The organism is Nibrella viscosa (genome assembly GCF_039541875.1).
Taxonomy (GTDB): domain Bacteria; phylum Bacteroidota; class Bacteroidia; order Cytophagales; family Spirosomataceae; genus Nibrella; species Nibrella viscosa.
On the sequence record NZ_BAABHB010000001.1, the window covers coordinates 584,833 to 603,990 of the forward strand.

16 protein-coding genes and 1 tRNA gene are annotated in these 19,158 nt (G+C 55.0%); 14 read left to right on the top strand and 3 right to left on the bottom strand.

Translation table 11 applies throughout. The annotated features are described in order from the left end of the window. Positions 1–37: 37 nt before the first annotated feature. The 3 genes from ABD931_RS02500 to ABD931_RS02510 all read left to right on the top strand — a co-directional run bounded on the left by ABD931_RS02500 (position 38) and on the right by ABD931_RS02510 (position 4,321). Entirely contained in the window at positions 38–556 is a 519-nt protein-coding gene (locus tag ABD931_RS02500) for a hypothetical protein (RefSeq protein ID WP_345263608.1), read from the top strand. A gap of 12 nt (positions 557–568) precedes the next feature. Then, complete coding sequence (locus tag ABD931_RS02505; protein WP_345263610.1) at positions 569–3,076, top strand: choice-of-anchor Q domain-containing protein; 2,508 nt, start codon at positions 569–571, stop codon at positions 3,074–3,076. Positions 3,077–3,229: 153 nt separating this feature from the next. Then, positions 3,230–4,321 carry an acyloxyacyl hydrolase gene (locus tag ABD931_RS02510; protein WP_345263612.1) on the top strand — a complete coding sequence of 364 codons (1,092 nt, stop codon included), beginning with the start codon at positions 3,230–3,232 and terminating at the stop codon, positions 4,319–4,321. A 79-nt stretch (positions 4,322–4,400) separates the two neighbouring features. Here the strand turns inward: ABD931_RS02510 and ABD931_RS02515 are convergent, their stop codons facing one another. Then, a complete protein-coding gene (locus tag ABD931_RS02515) occupies positions 4,401–5,663 on the bottom strand; it encodes an asparagine synthetase B (protein ID WP_345263614.1) in 1,263 nt (420 codons plus the stop codon). A gap of 117 nt (positions 5,664–5,780) precedes the next feature. Between ABD931_RS02515 and ABD931_RS02520 the strand changes: the two genes are divergently transcribed. From ABD931_RS02520 to ABD931_RS02530, 3 genes are all read left to right on the top strand, one after another. Further along, positions 5,781–7,019: an ABC transporter permease gene (locus tag ABD931_RS02520; protein WP_345263616.1), complete on the top strand. Its 1,239-nt coding sequence runs from the start codon at positions 5,781–5,783 to the stop codon at positions 7,017–7,019. Between the two features lie 135 nt (positions 7,020–7,154). Beyond that, positions 7,155–7,238: transfer RNA gene (locus ABD931_RS02525), tRNA-Leu, on the top strand. A gap of 222 nt (positions 7,239–7,460) precedes the next feature. Continuing rightward, positions 7,461–8,333: a DUF5602 domain-containing protein gene (locus tag ABD931_RS02530; RefSeq protein ID WP_345263618.1), complete on the top strand. Its 873-nt coding sequence runs from the start codon at positions 7,461–7,463 to the stop codon at positions 8,331–8,333. Between the two features lie 154 nt (positions 8,334–8,487). Here ABD931_RS02530 and ald read toward each other — a convergent pair whose 3' ends face one another. Then, entirely contained in the window at positions 8,488–9,621 is a 1,134-nt protein-coding gene (ald, locus tag ABD931_RS02535) for an alanine dehydrogenase (RefSeq protein ID WP_345263620.1), read from the bottom strand. 172 nt (positions 9,622–9,793) lie between these two features. On the opposite strand from ald, the gene ABD931_RS02540 reads away from it, so the two are divergent. Beyond that, positions 9,794–10,255 carry an Lrp/AsnC family transcriptional regulator gene (locus ABD931_RS02540; RefSeq protein ID WP_345263621.1) on the top strand — a complete coding sequence of 154 codons (462 nt, stop codon included), beginning with the start codon at positions 9,794–9,796 and terminating at the stop codon, positions 10,253–10,255. Here ABD931_RS02540 and ABD931_RS02545 read toward each other — a convergent pair. Beyond that, positions 10,227–11,372, bottom strand: coding sequence for an NAD(P)/FAD-dependent oxidoreductase (locus ABD931_RS02545; protein ID WP_345263622.1), 1,146 nt, complete (start codon positions 11,370–11,372; stop codon positions 10,227–10,229). The two genes, ABD931_RS02540 and ABD931_RS02545, sit on opposite strands and share 29 nt — an antisense overlap. Positions 11,373–11,490: 118 nt before the next feature. Between ABD931_RS02545 and ABD931_RS02550 the strand changes: the two genes are divergently transcribed. From ABD931_RS02550 to lepB, 7 genes are all read left to right on the top strand, one after another. After that, complete coding sequence (locus ABD931_RS02550; protein ID WP_345263624.1) at positions 11,491–13,452, top strand: hypothetical protein; 1,962 nt, start codon at positions 11,491–11,493, stop codon at positions 13,450–13,452. Positions 13,453–13,472: 20 nt separating this feature from the next. Continuing rightward, on the top strand, positions 13,473–14,495 hold the full coding sequence (locus ABD931_RS02555; RefSeq protein WP_345263626.1) for an SPASM domain-containing protein: 1,023 nt from the start codon (positions 13,473–13,475) through the stop codon (positions 14,493–14,495). A gap of 222 nt (positions 14,496–14,717) precedes the next feature. Further along, positions 14,718–15,506 (top strand): ParA family protein, encoded by a 789-nt coding sequence (locus tag ABD931_RS02560; RefSeq protein WP_345263628.1) that lies wholly within the window; start codon positions 14,718–14,720, stop codon positions 15,504–15,506. Positions 15,507–15,531: 25 nt separating this feature from the next. Continuing rightward, positions 15,532–16,458 (top strand): ParB/RepB/Spo0J family partition protein, encoded by a 927-nt coding sequence (locus ABD931_RS02565; RefSeq protein ID WP_345263630.1) that lies wholly within the window; start codon positions 15,532–15,534, stop codon positions 16,456–16,458. 4 nt (positions 16,459–16,462) lie between these two features. Beyond that, positions 16,463–17,170 carry a DUF5683 domain-containing protein gene (locus ABD931_RS02570; RefSeq protein ID WP_345263632.1) on the top strand — a complete coding sequence of 236 codons (708 nt, stop codon included), beginning with the start codon at positions 16,463–16,465 and terminating at the stop codon, positions 17,168–17,170. Between the two features lie 18 nt (positions 17,171–17,188). Next, on the top strand, positions 17,189–17,926 hold the full coding sequence (gene dapB / locus ABD931_RS02575; protein ID WP_345263634.1) for a 4-hydroxy-tetrahydrodipicolinate reductase: 738 nt from the start codon (positions 17,189–17,191) through the stop codon (positions 17,924–17,926). 90 nt (positions 17,927–18,016) lie between these two features. Further along, on the top strand, positions 18,017–19,153 hold the full coding sequence (gene lepB, locus ABD931_RS02580) for a signal peptidase I (RefSeq protein WP_345263636.1): 1,137 nt from the start codon (positions 18,017–18,019) through the stop codon (positions 19,151–19,153). The last annotated feature ends 5 nt before the right edge of the window (positions 19,154–19,158 follow it).

Below are 19,158 nucleotides of genomic sequence, written 5' to 3' on the forward strand. Positions count from 1 at the left end.
CTGACCGGCGAGTTTTGACCAGCTAAACTACCTGGTCATGAAAACCCTTTTTCTAAGCTGCTGGCTGAGCCTGCTGGGCTGCCGCGAGCCGCCTACCTCCACCGCCGATCTGAGCATTGCGCCCACCGAATACCTGGTACTGGCCCAGAAGGCCCTCACCTGCCAGGCCGACTTCGATACGCTGACCTGGGCCGGTCTGCTGGCCGACCGCGTCGAGTACCAACTGGCCGGGCAGCCTGCCGGCTGGCGGGGTAAAGCCGCCGTGCTGGTCGGCTGGAAACACTGGCAGCACCGGGCCGGTATCCAGACCATCCGGCTCAGCGGCCTCACCCACCTGCCCGTGCAGACCCTGCACCCCCTGCCGCTGATGGGCCGCGCCGGGGTGTATGTGGTCTCCTACTGCCAGGCCCATGTGCGCTATGCCGACGGGCACCAGACCAGCCGGCCCATTCACCTGTGCTACCATTTCGACGCCGATAAACGCATCGATGCCGGCTGGCTGTTTATGCCCGACCCGGCGCAGGATACCCTCTTACTACCCATAAACAACCCTTAATCACCGATGCATATGAAAACCAGTTTTTACCTTTCTTTATGGCTGATGCTGTTTAGCGTCGGCGCGTCTTTTGCCCAGACCACCCGTTACGTCAAAGCCGGGGGCACCGGCGACGGCAGCAGTTGGGCCACTGCCAGTGGCGATTTGCAGGCCATGATTACCGCCAGCAGCGCCGGCGACCAGGTGTGGGTAGCGGCCGGCGTGTACAAGCCTACCACCAGCACCACCGACCGCACCGCCAGTTTCCGGATGAAAAACGGCGTACAAATTCTGGGGGGCTTTCCCGACACGGGTGACCCTACGCTGGCCGACCGCCCGGCCATAAACCCGGTAGCCGGCAACCCGAGCAGCACCACACTGAGTGGAGATATTGACAACGACGGCACCCTGGCCGGTAACAGCTACCACCTCTTCTACCATCCTACCGGGACCAATCTGAACAACACGGCCGTGCTGAATGGCTTTGTGCTCACCGGCGGCAACGCCAATGGGGGGGGCAACCAATACGGTGGGGCCATCATCAACCTGGGCAGTAGCCCCACCCTGACCAACTGTAGTCTGGTGGGCAATTCGGCTACTCAGGGCGGGGCCGTCTATAACGTTAGCTGCAGCCCCGTGCTGGCCAACTGTAGTCTGGTAGGCAATTCGGCTACTGGTCAATACGGACAGGGCGGGGCCATCTACAACATTGACAGCAGCCCCACCTTGGCAAACTGTAGGCTACAAGGCAATTCGGCTACTTACCAGGGCGGGGCCATCTACAACCATATCAATAGCAGCCCCGTGTTAACCAACTGTAGTCTGGTGGGCAATTCGGCTACTTACCAGGGCGGGGCTGTCTACAACAATACCTTTAACAGCTCCGTGTTAACCAACTGTAGGCTGCAAGGCAATTTGGCTTCCCTTGGCGGGGCCGTCTACAACCATACCAATAGCAGCCCCGCGCTCACCAACTGTAGTCTGGTGGGCAATTCGGCTACCATTGGCGGGGCCTTCTTTAACTCTTCCAGCACTCCCGTGCTGACCAACTGTAGTCTGGTGGGTAATTCGGCTACCCAAAATGGCGGGGCCTTCTATAACTTATCCAGCAGCCCCGTCTTGACCAACTGTAGTCTGGTGGGCAATTCGGCTACCAATACGGGTGGGGCTTTCTACAACTGGGACTATTTGAACGTAACCCTTGTTAACTGTGTGCTGTGGAACAATGGCGGAAATAATACGTTTTACAACCTCAGCGGTGCCACTATAACCGCTCGCTACAGCCTGCTGGACAACACCACCGGCGTAGACATCAGCGGGCCGGGCAATCTTACCACGGCCACCTCGCCCTTTGCCGCTGCCGGTAGTGTAGAACTGGCCGCCGGGTCGCCGGCCATCAACACCGGCGATGTAGCCGGCTATACGGCCGTGGGTGGCCCGGCTACCGATCTGGCCAGTAATCCCCGTATCGTGAGCGACCGCATTGATATGGGTGCCGTCGAGTACCAGGGACCCACCTGTACCAGCCCGGTGCTGACAGCCGTTCAAACGCCGGTGGACCCGGTGGCCATCTCTACGCCGGTTACGCTGACTATCAGTTATGCCGCGACCAACGTCACCTCCGCTACCATCACCTGGGGCGATGCCACGGTGAACCAGATCGTGAGTAATCCGTCGACTCCCCAGTCACATACCTATACCGGGCCGGGCGTCTATACCATCAGTGTGCGCATCGGCAATGACTGTGGGCTGAGCAGTGCGACCGTGATGGCCCCGCAGTATGTGGTGGTGTATGACCCGTCGGCCGGCTTTGTCACCGGCGGGGGCTGGATTGATTCGCCGGTGGTCAGCAGTCTCCCCTTCATGCAGGTGGGCGGCAAAGCCAACTTCGGCTTTGAGGCTAAGTACCAGAAGGGGCAGAGCATACCCTCGGGCAACACTGAGTTTAAGTTCAAGGCCGGTGGGCTGGACTTCCGCAGTACCGCTTATGAATGGCTGGTGGTAGCCGGCAGCAAGGCCCAGTATAAGGGCACCGGCAGCGTAAACGGCCAGAACGGCTACGGCTTCATGCTGACAGCCACCGACGGTGACCTCAACAAAATCAAAGGCCCCGACCGCTTCCGCATCAAAATCTGGCAGGTCAGCAGCGGCCAGACCGTTTACGACAACCAGCACGGCGCCGGTGACACCGCCGACCCGACGACGACCATCGGCGGAGGGTCCATTGTCATCCACGACCCTAGCGGCAAGAATGCCCGCGAGGCCTATAGTCTGCCGGTCAGTGCCGAAGCGGTGCAGGTGGTGGTAGCGCCCAATCCGGTGGAGCAGGTGCTGTCGGTTGAGGTGCGGGGCCTGAGCAGTCGGGCACAGGTACATCTGGTGGATGTGCAGGGCCGTCGGCGAGGAAGCTGGTCAGTGGAGCCGGTAGACGGTACAGGGCATCTGCGGACAGAAGCCGGCCACCTGCCCACGGGCGTATACCTGTTGCAAGTAGAGACCACGGGCGGTGTGCTTAACCGCCAGCGGGTGCTGAAGCGATAGAGGCAGGGGTAGCAGGGATGGCGGGGGTGGTGGGGATGGCGGGGGGACATATCCTCCTGCCATATGCTACTTACGGCAATTGCAGATGAAAAATTGAGGAATTGATACTTGTCACTATGGTTGTCAATAATTTTATTTTGGTAACTTAGTGGCATGAGAGGATTTCTACTGCTTTCCCTGTTTTTGGTGTATATCGCTCATTTTGCTGTGGGACAGTCCGACTCCGGCGCTACGTATCGTCAGTGGGGAATATTGGTACATTCCGGACTCGCCAGACCGGTGGCGGAAGATCCGGGTTCCCGGAATAAGCCAACGGGCCTGGAACTTACCTACAGCCTGGCCAATATGCAACGCCGTTCATGGGAGCACTGCGGCTGTTTTTTCCGCGTGGGCGCTTACGCCAATTACCTCTCGTTCGGGAATCCCGCGCTGCTGGGCCGGACCGCCGGAGCCGGGTTGTTCTTTGAGCCTATTATCGCTCACCGCCCCGCCGTTTCGCTTTCGGTACGCACCACGGCTGGACTGACTTACCTGACCCGGGTCTATCATCCGGAGACGAACCCCAGGAATATCTATTTCAGCATGCCGCTGAGTGCGCTCATCGGGGCCAGTCTCAACGGCCGTATTCGCTTGTCGGATCATACGCAGTTGCTGGTGACCGGAACCTACTACCATATTTCCAACGCAGGCACCCGCCAGCCGAACCAGGGGTTGAACGTACCCGCGCTTTCCGTGGGTGTCGAATACCAGCCGAAACCCTTCCGGTATCCGGACAGTCGCTATTGGCACACCCGTATGTCGGCCCGAAAATGGATGTTGCGGGCCACGCTGCTGGCTTCGGTCCGGGTACTGCCGGAAACAACCCGGTACCCGGAAATGGCCTTACCGATGTACGGGGTCAATTTGGTAGGGGGCTACCGGTTTGCGGGTTCCCATGTGATCTCGGCAGGCATTGAGGGCGTAGACGACCTGTATTTTAAAGAGCAGCTTAAGCGCTGGCACTACAAAGACCAGCGGTATCGGCAGGGCACTGTGCTGGCCGGCTACGAATTCTGGCACGGGCATTACGTTTTTGCCGCGCATATGGGCTGGAATGTGATCCGGCCCATGCCTTATAAACCCGCATCTTACCAGAAGTATAGTCTGCTGTACCGGTTCGACAACGGGATCACGGCCGGTATGAGCGTTAAAGCGTATCTGGACAGCACGAAGGGTTTTCAACTGGTTGCCGGCTATACCTGGTAAGTAAAGAAGTCGGAAAGGCTTCATCGCTTTTCCGGCTTCTTTCTCCGCTGAATAATCAGGGGTTTACATAGTTTCATGGCTACGTTTTCTGCTTCTTTTTTTTTGCGGCCGGAAACAGAATGTTATTCAGGATGAGCCGGTACCCGGCCGAACTTGGGTGGAGGTTCAGATCCGTCGGATCTTCACCGATTTCGTGGCGGTAGTCTTCCGGATCGTGGCCACCATAGAAGGTGAAGAAGCCTTTGCCGTAGGGGCTGTGAATGTAACGGGCTTCGTTGGCCGCCCGGTTCTCGGCCATCACCACAACCTCTGGTTTGATGTAGACTTTTTTGAACGCTGTGGTCTGGCCCATAAACCCTTTGATCACGTTCATGTGGTTCTGAGTCAGCATGGTTGGGATCGGGTCCCATTTGGCCGAAAACTGAAAGAGCGTGAAGTAATCGTTATGTTCACTCAGGCCCCGCTCTTCGGGCTGGTTGTCGACGTTGGAGAATTCGATCAGGTACGGATTCGTATAAACCTGGAAGTTCCGGAAGGCAAAGGTTTGGCTGTAGTCCAGCTTCTGGTTGGCATTCGGGTCGAAGGGGTCACCGTCGTAGAACGAATCCACCATATCTGTATTCTGGGCCGCCAGGGCAATGTCGAAGGTATCGGTCGCGTTGCACATAGCAAACATATAACCACCACCCAGGCAGAAATCCCGGATTTTCTTCACTACAGCCAGCTTCAGCTGGGGTACTTTTGTAAAGCCGAACTTTCTGGCGATATCTTCGGCTTCGCGCTTCTGGGCAATGTACCAGGGCTGGTCGCGGAAATGAAAGAATTTACCGTACTGGCCTGTAAAGTCTTCGTGGTGCAGGTGCAGCCAGTCGTACTCCGGCAGCTTCCCGTTCATCACTTCTTCGTCGAAAATAATATCATACGGAATTTCGGCGTAGGTCATCACCAGCGTCACGGCATCGTCCCACGGCTGCTTGGTTTTGGGCGAATACACCGCAATTTTGGGGGCTTTCTGAAGCTTTACGGCGTCCATATTGGCATCAGGAGCGGCAATCAGGTTCAGTATCTGCGCGGCCTGTGCCTCAGAGATTACCTCGAAGCTCACGCCCCGGATGGTCATTTCACTGGCAAACTTCTGCGTATGCGGCAACATAAAACTGCCTCCCCGGTAGTTGAGGAGCCAGTCGATATCAGTCTCATACTGTTTGAGCACCCAATAAGCGATACCGTAGGCTTTCAGGTGATTTTTCTGGGACTCATCCATTGGAATCAGAATCCGCGATGCCTGGGCCGGAATAACCAGCCCCAGGAAAAGGATGAGCGGTAAAAGCAACCGTTTCATTGGTTTGTAGATAAACAGCGTTTTTGGGTAACTTGCCGATTAAACGCAAGTACCGGTTGGTAACGCTAGTAAAGATATACCAAAAAACGGTTTTCCCATCGAAAAGTTGTCAGACGCATGAATTTGCTGGAGAATATTCGTGAAGGGTTACGCTCCATTGCCGGCAACCGGCTGCGGACGGTGCTGACCTCGCTCATCATCGCCATCGGCATTACCTCACTGGTAGGTATCCTGACGGCTATCGACGGCATTCAGAACTCCGTCGACAGCAGCTTTGCCGGGCTGGGGGCCAATACCTTCAATATTTCGGTCCGCCAGGAATTCGGCCGGTTTGGTGGCCGGGCAACCAACGTAAACAAGCCCATTGACTACCGGCAGGCGATCAGCTTTAAACGACGTTTTCCTTACGGGGCTACCATCTCCATTGCCACCACGGTATCCGGTACAGCTCAGGTAAAGTATGGCTCGAAAAAAACCAACCCCAACATCCGGGTCATTGGTATTGATGATACCTACCTCACCGTGAAAGGCTATAAGCTGCAAAGCGGACGTAATTTTTCGACCAACGACCTCAACAAATCGCTGAATGTGGCTATAATCGGCAATGAGTTGGTGAGCACGCTTTTTCCGAAGAATACCAACCCCCTGAACCGGGAAATCCGGGTGTTGGGGTCGCAGTACAAGATTATTGGTACCCTGGATAAAAAAGGCAGCCTCACCGGCGCGGGCGACGATCGCATTCTGCTGGTACCCCTCGACAATGGCCGGGCTTTGGCGGGTGCCCGGACCCTTTCGTTCGAGATTACGGCCTCCGCCACGGATCTTGCCAATCAGGAAATTGCGATGGAAGAAGCCCGTGGCGTGATGCGGCTCATCCGGCGCGACCCGCTGGGCAAGCCCGACTCCTTTGAGATCGAGCGGGCCGATGCGCTGGCCAAAAATGTCGGCCAGATTACGGGATATTTACGCATTGGTGGGTTCGGTATCGGCTTTATCACGCTGCTGGGTGCCGCCATCGCGCTGATGAACATCATGCTGGTGTCGGTTACCGAGCGGACACGGGAAATTGGCATCCGAAAGTCGCTGGGTGCTACGCCGAAGCGCATCCGCGAGCAGTTCCTGATCGAAGCTATCGTCATCTGCATCATGGGCGGTATCGGCGGCATTGTGCTGGGGCTGGGCATCGGCAACATCATTGCCCTGGTGATAAGTCAGGGTAGGGGCGGTTTTGTGGTGCCCTGGGCCTGGATGGGGCTGGGCATCATTGTCTGCGTAGGCGTGGGCCTTTTCTCCGGCATCTATCCGGCGTATAAGGCCTCCCGGCTCGACCCGATCGAAGCCCTTCGGTATGAGTAGTTTAGCATGAATAATGAATACTGGATAATGAACAGGGGTTTGGGTAGCACAAAAAATCTTCATTATCCATTATCCATTATTCATTCCCCTTTCTATCTTTGCACTCCCATCGCCGTTCCGACGGCCGATTTACCTGCCGGGATGGCGGAATCGGTAGACGCGTTGGTCTCAAACACCAATGTCTGCAAGGACATGCCGGTTCGAGTCCGGCTCCCGGTACAATAAACCTCTACAAAGTGCTGTATTTCAGTAATTTGTAGAGGTTTTTGATTTTCTACCGAAACAATTCTGCCACTAGCCCTACATCCAACCGGAAATTTAAATATGCAGAGGTGGATTGTCCCACCAAAAACCGTTCACTCACTGGTCTGACCGTTCATTTACCAGTCTATTGGTTAAATAGAGAAGAGTGGTAGCTTTCGAAAAAAATAAGAAGGTACTATGTCTCTTTTTACACCACACCAATCAGTTGCTCAGCGCGTTGGCACCCTGGCCATCGGCGCTGCACTTCTTTTTTCGCAAAGCGGGCCGGTAGTGGCCCAGATGAACCACGGCGGACACAACAGCGTGTCGGCTTCGGCACCGGCATCGGGCACCGACAAAACGATCCTGGGCGAGGTAATTCCCTTCGGCAACGGCACGGCCCGGTCGTGGGTCAGCGTGAATCAGCAGGGCCACCCAACTGCCATTGGCGTTACCCTCACCGAAGCGGCTTTGCAGGGCCTGGCGGCCGATGTTACACCCGGACTGGTCTGGATGGCCGAATACATCCTGGCACTGCCCGAAGAAGCTAAAATGCTGCCGTTTAATCATATTGCCGTTAACTGGAATCCCAGGGGGCATGACCCCTCCGGCGTGTACAACGTTCCGCATTTTGACTTCCATTTTTACCTGATCAGCCGCGAGGAGCGCATGAAGATTACCGCCCGCGGTGAGGACCTGGTCAAGATCCGGAAGCCGCTCGGAACCGGTGCCATACCGGAGGGCTATATTTTTGCCCCAGACTCAGAAGAGCCGGGTATGGGCGGACACTGGGCTGACCCTGGTTCGCACGAGTTCCACGGCAAGGAGTTTACCAGTACGTTTATTTTCGGCTCCTACGATGGTAAGGTGATCTTCTGGGAACCGATGATTACCAAAAGCTATATCGAATCGAAACAAAATGTAACCATTCCCCTGAAGCTACCGACGCAGTATGCACAGGAAGCCTATTACCCAACCAGCTACAGCATCCGGTACGATGCCCGGCGGAAGGAGTATACCATTGCTCTGGACGGCATGAAACTGCGCCACCAGGCCGTAGCGGCTAAATAAGCAAACCCGTCGCCAATGCATCAGCCCCGCCCGTTGCTCAATCCGGCGCATGGGTGGGGCTGATGCACCGACGACGGCAGGCAGCCGGCAAACAAAAAAGCGCAGAAGCAAAAGCTTCCGCGCTTATCGTTTGTTGCATGAAGTCGGAGAAAAATCAGGCGATCAGTTCTTCCTGCCGCAGTACGTCCCGAACGTCGGTCAGCGGCAGGCCAAACGTTTCAGCCACGCCTTTGTACACAACTTTGCCGTTTACCACGTTGAGGCCCAGCAGCAGCTCGTTGTTGTCGCGGCAGGCCTGCCGCCAGCCTTTGTTGGCCAACTGAATGGCATATGGCAGCGTAGCATTCGTCAGTGCCAGGGTAGAGGTATAGGGTACCGCACCCGGCATGTTGGCTACGCAGTAGTGGACCACATCGTCAATGACATAGGTCGGATTCTCGTGCGTAGTTGGGGTACAGGTTTCAATGCAGCCACCCTGGTCAACGGCTACGTCGACCAGCACCGTACCCGGCCGCATAGTCTTCAGCATATCGCGGGTAATCAGGTGGGGCGCTTTGGCACCCGGAATCAATACGGCTCCTACGATCAGGTCGGCCGTTTTTACGGCTTCGCGGATGTTGTATTCGTTAGACATTACCGTTACCACGTTCGACGGCATGATGTCTGACAGGTACCGCAGTCGGGGCAGGCTAACGTCCATGATGGTGACGTGTGCGCCCAGACCGGCGGCCATTTTAGCCGCCTGCGTACCCACAATACCACCGCCCAGAATCAGCACATTGGCCGGTTTTACACCCGGCACACCACCCAGCAGAATACCCCTGCCTTTCATCGGTTTCTCCAGGTATTTGGCACCCTGCTGAACCGCCATCCGGCCGGCTACTTCCGACATCGGCACGAGCAGCGGCAGGCTGCGGTCGGCCTTTTCTACCGTCTCATACGCCAGACATACCGCCCCCCGCTCAATCATGGCGCGGGTCAGCTCCTCCGACGACGCAAAGTGGAAGTAGGTAAACAGCAGTTGATTGTCTTTGATCAGGGGGTACTCCTGCGCAATCGGCTCTTTCACCTTGACGATCATCTCGGCGGTGCTGTACACCTCCTCAATAGTCGGCAGCAGGCCGGCACCCGCCTGGGTGTATTCCTGATCCGTAAAACCGCTGCCTTCGCCGGCACTCGCCTGTACGTACACCGTGTGTCCGGATTTACGCAGTTCGGCTACACCGGCTGGTGTCAGCGCTACACGGTTCTCATTATTTTTTATCTCTTTGGGAACACCAATAATCATTGGATTTGCAAGGGTTGATGTTTAACGATTTGTAGAACAAAGGTACAGTTGTAGAAAGAAATAACTGGGGCTATCTATAAAATCAGGAAATTTGGATAGATTCGGACCAGGTTGCAGGATACCTTTCTGAATCAGTAAAGCTGGGTTTGCCTCAGCAGAAAAAAATTCGTTTATGGATAGTCTGGATAAGATAGACCGGGCAATTCTGGCCCTGTTGCAGGAAAATGCCCACCTGACGATTCAGGAAATCGGGCAGCGGATCAACCTCTCCAAAACGCCCGTGCATGAGCGCATTAAGCGGCTGGAGCGGGAAGGAATTATTGAGAAATACGTGACGCTGCTCAATAAGAAAAAGCTGGGCAACCTGCTGATCGTTTACTGCAACGTTACTCTCGATAAGCAGACCCGCGATACCTTTGTAGAGTTTGACAAAGCCATAGCCCAACTGCCGGAGGTGATGGAGTGCAACCTGGTATCGGGCACGTTCGACTACATGCTGAAGATTGTGGTACGGGATATGGAAAGTTACAACCGCTTTTACCAGGACAAACTGTCGGTCATTCCCGGCATATACCACATCAGCAGCTTTTTTGTTATGGATGAAATCAAGAACTCAACGGTGATACCGGTGTAGCGGCAATTACCTCGCCGTGGGTTTGCCGCATCACTTCCCGCAGCAGCGGCCGGAAGGTGCCAAACAGCGTAACGGCCCACTCCGACAGCCACGCATCACCGAACAGCCGCTGCACGTTGCGCCCCACCCAGAGCCGCCGGGCAAACAACCGTGACCACTCCGCCTGGTATTGCTTTTCCAGTTGAGGCCGGTTTACTTGCCCGTTCAGGTACAGGTTAGCTACATCACTCACCAGCCGGGCACCGTGAATAGCCATCGCCATGCCGTTGCCGCAGAGCGGGGTAATCAGCCCGGCCGAATCGCCGGCCATCAGGATGTGGTCTTCTACCGCTTTTTTGGGCGCAAAGGAGATTTCGTTGATGACCTCCGGCTTATTATACAGAAATTCGGCCGTTTCGTAGATCTGTTTCAGGTGCGGATTCTGGTAGAGAATCGTCCGCTCCATATCAGGAATATTGCCAAATTGTTTCAGGTTTCGGCGCGTGGTCAGGTAGCACAGGCAGTACTTGCCGTCTTCAACGGCCGACATACCGCAGTAACCATCCGGAAAATTGTGCAGGGCAATGACATCCTCCGGAAAAGTATCGGTCCGGATGTGGTATTTGACACCGATATACGGCGATGGTTGTTGCATAAACGCCCGCTCCAACTGCTTATCCAGTTTCGACCGTTTGCCAAATGCACCGATTACCAGCCGGCCCTGCAGTGTCTCCGTATCGTTCAGCGTAACACGGAAGCTATCTTCCTGAAATGTGGCCGACTCAACCTGTTTGCCCAGCAGAAACGTTACCCCGGCCTCCAGCGCCAACTGATACAGGGCATAATCGAGCGTGAAGCGGCTAATGCCGAAGCCGCCCAGATCCAGCGGAGCCTCCAGCAACCGGCCTGATGGCGATGAGAATTGAAACCGGTTTATCGCCTTTGCACCTAAACCGGCCAGATCTACACCCAGCGCTTCCATGTACGGTCTTACCTCGTTGGAGACATACTCCCCACACACTTTATGAAAAGGATACGTTTTTCGCTCCACCAGAACCACCGACCAGCCGACCCGGCTCAGTTCCAGCGCACTGACCAGCCCAGCCAGGCCCCCGCCCATTATGATTACGTCATACATACCCGTACAACAGTTTTGTAAACCGTTCGGTTTGTACAACGGTTTTGTAAACCGTTTCTCCCGTACAACGGTTTTGCAAAACCGTTGTACAAGCTATCAACCATTTTATCTTTGCTCCATGCCAACCACCTATACCGACAGTAACGCCGACTGGCAACAAAATTTTTCATCCTACATTAACGCTTACCAGACCGGCCGGCAGTCGTTCATTCCGAATCTGCTGCCCGAAACGGCCGTTCGGTTTTCGGTGCACCAGACGCTGGATATGCTGCATAAGCGGCTGGGTAGTGCGCTGCTCCGCCGGGCGCTGGACCCCGCCGAAACTATTGAAAGTCCGGTGGGGAAGGAGCCCGATGCAGCCTGGCTGAAGCGGAGCAATATGGTGGGGGTGAATGTCCGGACCATCGGCTCGTTCTGGAATGTAGTCAATTACACGCTGACGCTGCCGGCCAGTCACGACAGCATCCACCTGCTGCCGATCTGGGAGCCGGGCGTGGTGGGTAGTCTGTACGGCATGGTAAGCTGGCAAATAAACCCGGAATTCTTCAGTCCCGAACTCGCGCAATTTATTCCGATGCTCGATACGGTCGAAAAGCAGTTGAAGGTGGTGGTGAATCTGCTGCACGCCATGGGTCGGACGGTAGGCATGGATGTGATTCCGCATACCGATCGCTTTTCGGAGATGGTGCTGGCATACCCCTCATTCTTTGAGTGGGTCCGGCGCGAAGGACCCTGGCTGGTCGATCATACCGATCAGGTGTATTTGCTGGTCGAAGATGCCATCTGGGAGTTTATCCTGACGCAGGGACCCGCCGACAACAGCCCGGTGCTCTACACCAAAGAGATGTTTTTTTCGCCCGCCATTCCGTTTGTGTCCGACGAGCAGCGGCACCGGGTGCTCTTTGGCGAACCGGGCGATTATGGCGGTCGGTTGCAGCGCCGGATCAAACTTATTCAGCACCTGGTCAACTATGGACTGGAGACACTGCCGATGACAATGGCCCCGCCGTACCGGGGTATCCACAGCAACCCCGACGAGTTTGTGGTAGATGAATACGGGCAGATCTGGTACCAGTATGAGTTCGACAAACCGCAGGCCATGTCGCGGGTATTTGGTCCGTTGGCCCGGTACCGGTTCTATTTCTCCCACGACAGCAACCGCCAGTGGGAGCTGAACTTCAACCAGCCGAACGTATCGGCCTGGGAGTACTTCAGCAAAAAGTACTGCGAGTGCCAGCAGCAGTATTGCTTTGATTTTATGCGGGGTGATATGGCCCACGTGCAGATGCGGCCCGAAGGCGTTCCCGACGAGCCGGATGACTATTACGATCCGTTGCGGGCGGTAAAAGCCTACGTACAGGAGCGGGGCGTGGCGTACTTCGGCTTCTTTGCGGAGACATTTCTGGCTCCGCCCGATACGATGGGCTATGGCGATGAACTGGACCACCTGGAAGCTATTGAGGCAGATTCAACCCTGGGCGATTTGCAATCGACGGTGGTGGGGTCTCCGCAGTTTGTACAGCGGTTTCGGGATTATTATCAATGGCTGAAAACCCGGCAGTTTGCGCCCAACTTTACGGTCATGACGGCCGATAAGGACGATCCGCGCTTTGATGAATTCTACCGCACCGGCAACCTCTTCCGGTACTTTGTAGCCCTGTTTCTGACCGATATGCCCAGCTACATAAGTTTGGGGTTTGAGGTACGAAACCTGCACGAACAACGAGCCGCCAACGAAGAGTACTCAAAACTGTACGTCTTTCAGGTAATAGATGAAGAGGAGAAAGACAAGGTAACCCACGGGCCCTTCCGCTGGGGGCAGAATGCCGGACAGTTTGCGGCTATTACCCGCATCCGGCAGTTTGCCGAACAGATATGGCCCGCCATTGCCGGTCAGGCCACCGACTGGCTGGTACCGCCTTCCCTCCAAACATCCTTTATAGCCTGGACCCAGGCCGACAACCCGCGGTACGCCTTTGCAGCTGCCATGACCGGTGACCTGCCGGAGCAGCTTGCCGAAATACCGGCCGGAGCCGTGGTGTTTGAGGAGGGCGGCTGCCGGGTGTACCGGTTGTCGTAAACAATTGTATTTTTGCAGGCATGAACCGGAACCTCAACGATGGGTTAAACTTTTTTTCCAAACTGACGCCGAAACGGGCCGCCAACGCCCTGAAGGTATTAACCAGCTACTACGAAGCCAGATGGACCGGCAAACCTGTTCACCGGGGCTTGCCGATGGCCATTTCTTTCGAGCCGACCACCTCCTGCAACCTGCGCTGCCCGGAGTGTCCCAGCGGTCTGCGCTCGTTTACCCGTCCGACCGGTATGCTGGGCGAAGACCTCTTCAAGCGCACCATCGACGAACTACACCAAACTCTGCTCTACCTGATCTTCTACTTCCAGGGCGAGCCGTATCTGCACCCGCAGTTTCTGGAGCTGGTCCGCTATGCCGCCGACCGCCATATCTACACCGCCACCTCCACCAATGCCCATTACCTCACCGATGCCAACGCCCGCAAAACGGTGGAGTCGGGGCTGGACCGGCTCATTATTTCCATCGACGGCACCACGCAGCAGGTGTATCAGCAGTACCGGGTGGGCGGTAAACTGCATAAGGTTATCGAAGGCACTAAAAACATCATCCGCTGGAAAAAAGAACTGCGTTCGCGCACTCCGCATATCGTGTTTCAGTTCCTGGTTGTTAAACCCAATGAGCATCAGATCAGTGATGTAAAACAACTGGCCAGAGAACTCGGCGTAGATGAGGTAGGCCTGAAGACCGCTCAGATTTATGACTACGAACACGGTTCCGACCTCATGCCCACCCTCGACCCCTACAGCCGCTACGCACCGAACGGCGACGGTACCTACCGCATCAAAAACGCGCTCGGCAACAGTTGCTGGAAAATGTGGCACTCCTGCGTCATCACCTGGGATGGGCTGGTTGTACCCTGCTGCTTCGACAAAGACGCCCACCATCGGCTGGGCGATTTACAGGGCCAATCGTTCCGGGAAGTCTGGCGCAGCCCCGCCTACCAGGATTTCCGGCAAACCCTAATCCGCTCCCGCTCCGAGATTGAGATGTGCCGGAACTGTACGGAGGGCACGCAGGTGTGGGCGTGATTGGTGGACTGGTTCATTGGTTAACGGGTTCATTGGTTGACTAGCTGTTAATTAGCTAAGAGGGGGGATGGGCTCATCGGTTCCGGTTACCAGTCAACCAATTAACCAATAAACCAGTGAACTAATCAACCAAACCCCTGTGAAACATTTCAGAAATCCGTGAAACGTTTCTTGCTTTATTAAAAACCAACCGGCATATTTGAATCTGCAACGTACAGACCCATGGGTAAAGTCATTGCCATTGCCAACCAAAAGGGGGGCGTCGGAAAAACCACCACTACAATAAACCTGGCCGCCAGTCTGGCCGCTCTTGAATTTCGAACGCTGATTGTCGATGCCGATCCACAGGCCAACTCGACATCGGGTTTAGGATACAATCCGAAAGAAATTGAGAACAGTATCTACGAGTGTATGGTCGAGGGTGTTCGCCCCCGCGATGCCATCATTCAGACTGATTTTCCCAATCTCGATCTGCTGCCGTCGCACATCGACCTGGTCGGGGCCGAGATTGAAATGATCAACCTGCGCAGCCGGGAAGAAAAGATGAAGGAAGCGCTGGAAGACGTGCGGTTCGATTATGATTTTATTATCATCGACTGCTCGCCCTCGCTCGGCCTGATTACCATAAACAGCCTCACCGCTGCCGACTCGGTCATTATTCCGGTGCAGTGCGAGTATTTTGCCCTCGAAGGACTGGGCAAGCTGCTGAACACGATTAAGATTATTCAGTCCCGGCTGAATACCGGACTGGCGATAGAGGGCATTCTGCTGACGATGTACGACCTGCGGGTGCGCTTGTCGAACCAGGTCGTAGGCGAAGTGACCGCCCATTTTCAGCAGATGGTCTTTAATACGATCATCCCGCGAAACATACGATTGAGCGAATCGCCCAGCTTTGGGGTACCGGCCCTGGCTCAGGACGCCGACAGCAAGGGGGCGATCAGCTATCTGAATCTGGCACGCGAGATACTGGCGAAGAATGGCATGATGCCGCACGATCAGACAGTTTAACACTTTAAGCGACTTCCATTGGCTCATGGATACAACAAACACCACCAAAGTGCCTAACAATAAGAAGATGATTGGTTTGGGTCGGGGTTTAGGTGCCCTGCTGCAGGACAGCGATTCGGTGAACCGTTCCCAGGGGAAACCGTCGCCCTATGAGTCCATCAGCACGATGACCGAAATCAACGTCAACTTCATTGAAACGAATCCCTTTCAGCCACGGACTCGTTTCGATGAGGAGGCCTTGCAGGAACTGGCTGACTCTATTCGAGCGCAGGGAATTATCCAGCCCATTACCGTGCGGCAGATTGGCAAAGATCAGTACCAGCTCATCTCGGGCGAACGGCGGTTGCAGGCGTCAAAGCTGATCGGTATGACTCAGATTCCAGCCTTTGTGCGGACCGCCAACGATCAGCAGATGCTGGAAATGGCCCTGATCGAGAACATTCAGCGCGAAAATCTCAACTCCATAGAAATTGCCCTGAGCTACCAGCGGCTTATTCACGAGTGTAACCTGAAGCAGGAAGAACTCGGCGAACGTGTCGGTAAGAACCGGACTACGGTCAATAACTATATTCGTCTGCTGAAACTGCCCCCCGTTATCCAGGCCGCCCTGCGGGACAACAAAATTTCGATGGGGCACGCCCGGGCGCTGATTACCATTGAGGACCATGAGGTGCAGATTAAAATCTTCAGGCGGATTGTGGACGAAGACTGGTCGGTGCGCAAGGTAGAAGAAGCTGTTCGTAACCTCGGTACCGAATCTGACGCCCAGGTGCTGCGTAAGACCACGCTGCCCAAGCAGGAAATCCGTAGCCTCCAGTTCAAGCTGTCTTCCATGTTCGGCACCAAAGTGTCGATAAAAGCCGACGAAAAACACAAGGGTGAAATCAAAATTCCGTTTACTTCTCAGGAGGAGCTGAACAAAATTCTGGAGGTGCTGAATTACACGGCTTAATGCGTTGAAACGGAGCGTTTGGATAACTATCATTGGCATTAGCATAGGGTGGCAGGCGTTCGGGCAGGTGCCGGGACAGACGCAGCCCGATTCTACCCGCAGCCGGAACCCGGTCCGGCCGGCCGCTACCGTCGAGCGGGATACCATTCCGGTTGGCGGCTCCCAATTGATTTCGCTGGGAGATTCGATTGCCCCTGGTCTGATTGATACTACCCGGCTTACTACGCGCCAGAGAGCCAGGATTGAGAAAATTGTCCCCAGAAAAGCGACCCTGCTCTCACTGGCACTGCCCGGACTGGGGCAGGCCTACAACCGCCAATACTGGAAAATACCCATCATATACGGCGGTTTTGCCGTCTTCGGGTACAATATCGTAAACTTCAACCAGCGATATACAGAGTTCGAAACCGGATACCGTACCGCTTACAATATTCCGGGTACCGGTACAAAAACGGCTTTTGTGCGTGGACGCGAATACAGTATCCAGCAGCTCAAACTTGGGTATGATACGTACCGGCGCTGGCGGGACCTTAACATCATTTTGTCCGCGTTTTTCTGGGCCATCAATGCCGTAGAAGCCAATGTGGCCGCTCATCTCCGTACATTCGATTTATCCGACGATCTGTCGCTGCGGGTGCAGCCGGGTATGCAGGCCCTGCCGGGCACCGGGGTTGTACCGGGTGTGCAACTCACGTTTCATTTAAAGAAATAACCCCCGTATCTTTAGTGCATGAATATAGTATTGTTAGGCTACGGCAAAATGGGAAAAGCTATCGAGCAGATTGCGCAGGAGCGTGGTCACCACATTGCCGGCCGTATTGATATCAGTAACCGCGCCGACCTCGACCACCTGGCCGACGATGCCGTGGATGTGGTAATTGAGTTCAGTTCGCCCGAAGCGGCCGTCGACAATATCCGCTACAGCCTGGAGCGGGGCTGGCCGGTGGTATCGGGTACTACCGGTTGGCTGAACCACCGGGCCGACATTGAAGCGCTCTGCCATGAGAAGAACGGTGCCTTCTTCTATGCCTCCAACTACAGCATCGGCGTCAATCTGTTCTTTCAACTGAACAAAGTGCTGGCGTCGTTTATGCGGAAATACCCTTCGTACCGCGTGTCGATGACCGAGATTCACCATACCGAAAAAAAGGATGCGCCCAGCGGTACGGCCATTACCCTGGCCGAAGGCATTATGGAACATCTGCCCCAGAAAACGCGTTGGGTAACTGATACGCCGGCAACTGATAATGAGGTAGCTATCGAATCGCTGCGGGAGGGAACCGTACCCGGCACTCATACCGTGCGGTACGACTCTGACGTTGACCGGATCGAGATTACCCACACTGCCCACAGTCGTCAGGGATTTGCTTTGGGGGCAGTAATTGCCGCCGAATGGCTACCCGGCCGCCAGGGCCTTTTTGGCATGAACGATTTATTAAGTAGTAATGAACCCGTGAACAACGAATAATGAAATGAGGGTGATGAGTGCCTAAATAAGTGCTCATTATTCATTACGGTCCGCCGTAGCGGTTCATTATTCATGACTAATTCCCCTAAAATGGCAGTTACAAATCAGGAAACCGAAACCAGAGCTAATTCGGTCAAACAGAAAAAATCAGCGGTGCGCGAGTGGTTCGATTCCGTTATTTTTGCGGTAGTGGCGGCTACGCTTATCCGTTGGCTGTTTATGGAGGCCTTTACTATTCCAACGCCCTCCATGGAAAAAAGCCTGCTGGTGGGCGACTTTTTGTTTGTCAGTAAACTCCACTACGGCACCCGAACGCCCAAGACACCCCTGCAGGTACCCCTTACCCATCAGAAAATTTGGGGCACCGATATACCGTCGTACAGCGATGCCATCCAACTACCGCAGTACCGCCTGCCGGGTTTCACATCCGTTAAAAACGGCGATGTCGTGGTATTCAACTACCCGCCCGAAGACCAGTATCCGGTCGACCTCCGTACCAATTATATCAAGCGGGCCATTGGTACCCCCGGCGATGTGGTCGAGGTGCGTGATCTGCAGGTATACATCAACGGCAAACCCATGCAGAACCCGCCGAAGATGCAAAACGAATATTTTCTGAAGACCAATGAGGTGGTGAACGAGCGGACTTTCCGGCGGTACGACATCACCGATTTTGAGAACTATACCGAGTCGTACAACGATACCATTCCCGGCAACGATGTACAGGGTTACCTGATTAAAACTACGCCCGAAACAGCCGCTGTGCTGAAGCAGCAGGCGTTTGTCCAGGATTTGCAGTTGATTAAGAGTCTGAAGGGACAGAAAGAGCCGTTTCTGTACCCGCAAACCCAACTGGTGCAGTGGAACCGCGACAACTACGGCCCGGTAACCGTTCCGAAGGAAGGCGTAACCATTCCCCTGAACGAGCTGAATATTGCGCTATACGGACCCGTTATTCAAAAGTACGAAGGCAACGAACGGGTAGAACTGACCGACAAGACCGTTAAAATCAACGGGCAACCCATTACGTCATATACTTTCAAACAAAACTATTATTTCATGATGGGTGACAACCGCCATAACTCCGCCGACTCCCGGTACTGGGGCTTCGTACCCGAAGATCATATCGTCGGCAAGGCTGTGTTCATCTGGATGTCTATCGACCCCAACCCCGACGGCTTCTTCAATAAGATCCGCTGGAACCGGCTGTTTAGGGTGATTGAGTGAAGAGT

What these genes read in the sequence shown, in the direction of transcription:
- ABD931_RS02500 (WP_345263608.1), top strand. Translation starts at nt 38, where the DNA reads ATGAAAACCCTTTTTCTAAGCTGCTGGCTGAGCCTGCTGGGCTGCCGC.
- ABD931_RS02505 (WP_345263610.1), top strand. Translation starts at nt 569, where the DNA reads ATGAAAACCAGTTTTTACCTTTCTTTATGGCTGATGCTGTTTAGCGTC.
- ABD931_RS02510 (WP_345263612.1), top strand. Translation starts at nt 3,230, where the DNA reads ATGAGAGGATTTCTACTGCTTTCCCTGTTTTTGGTGTATATCGCTCAT.
- ABD931_RS02515 (WP_345263614.1), bottom strand. Translation starts at nt 5,663, where the DNA reads ATGAAACGGTTGCTTTTACCGCTCATCCTTTTCCTGGGGCTGGTTATT.
- ABD931_RS02520 (WP_345263616.1), top strand. Translation starts at nt 5,781, where the DNA reads ATGAATTTGCTGGAGAATATTCGTGAAGGGTTACGCTCCATTGCCGGC.
- ABD931_RS02530 (WP_345263618.1), top strand. Translation starts at nt 7,461, where the DNA reads ATGTCTCTTTTTACACCACACCAATCAGTTGCTCAGCGCGTTGGCACC.
- ald (WP_345263620.1), bottom strand. Translation starts at nt 9,621, where the DNA reads ATGATTATTGGTGTTCCCAAAGAGATAAAAAATAATGAGAACCGTGTA.
- ABD931_RS02540 (WP_345263621.1), top strand. Translation starts at nt 9,794, where the DNA reads ATGGATAGTCTGGATAAGATAGACCGGGCAATTCTGGCCCTGTTGCAG.
- ABD931_RS02545 (WP_345263622.1), bottom strand. Translation starts at nt 11,372, where the DNA reads ATGTATGACGTAATCATAATGGGCGGGGGCCTGGCTGGGCTGGTCAGT.
- ABD931_RS02550 (WP_345263624.1), top strand. Translation starts at nt 11,491, where the DNA reads ATGCCAACCACCTATACCGACAGTAACGCCGACTGGCAACAAAATTTT.
- ABD931_RS02555 (WP_345263626.1), top strand. Translation starts at nt 13,473, where the DNA reads ATGAACCGGAACCTCAACGATGGGTTAAACTTTTTTTCCAAACTGACG.
- ABD931_RS02560 (WP_345263628.1), top strand. Translation starts at nt 14,718, where the DNA reads ATGGGTAAAGTCATTGCCATTGCCAACCAAAAGGGGGGCGTCGGAAAA.
- ABD931_RS02565 (WP_345263630.1), top strand. Translation starts at nt 15,532, where the DNA reads ATGGATACAACAAACACCACCAAAGTGCCTAACAATAAGAAGATGATT.
- dapB (WP_345263634.1), top strand. Translation starts at nt 17,189, where the DNA reads ATGAATATAGTATTGTTAGGCTACGGCAAAATGGGAAAAGCTATCGAG.
- lepB (WP_345263636.1), top strand. Translation starts at nt 18,017, where the DNA reads ATGGCAGTTACAAATCAGGAAACCGAAACCAGAGCTAATTCGGTCAAA.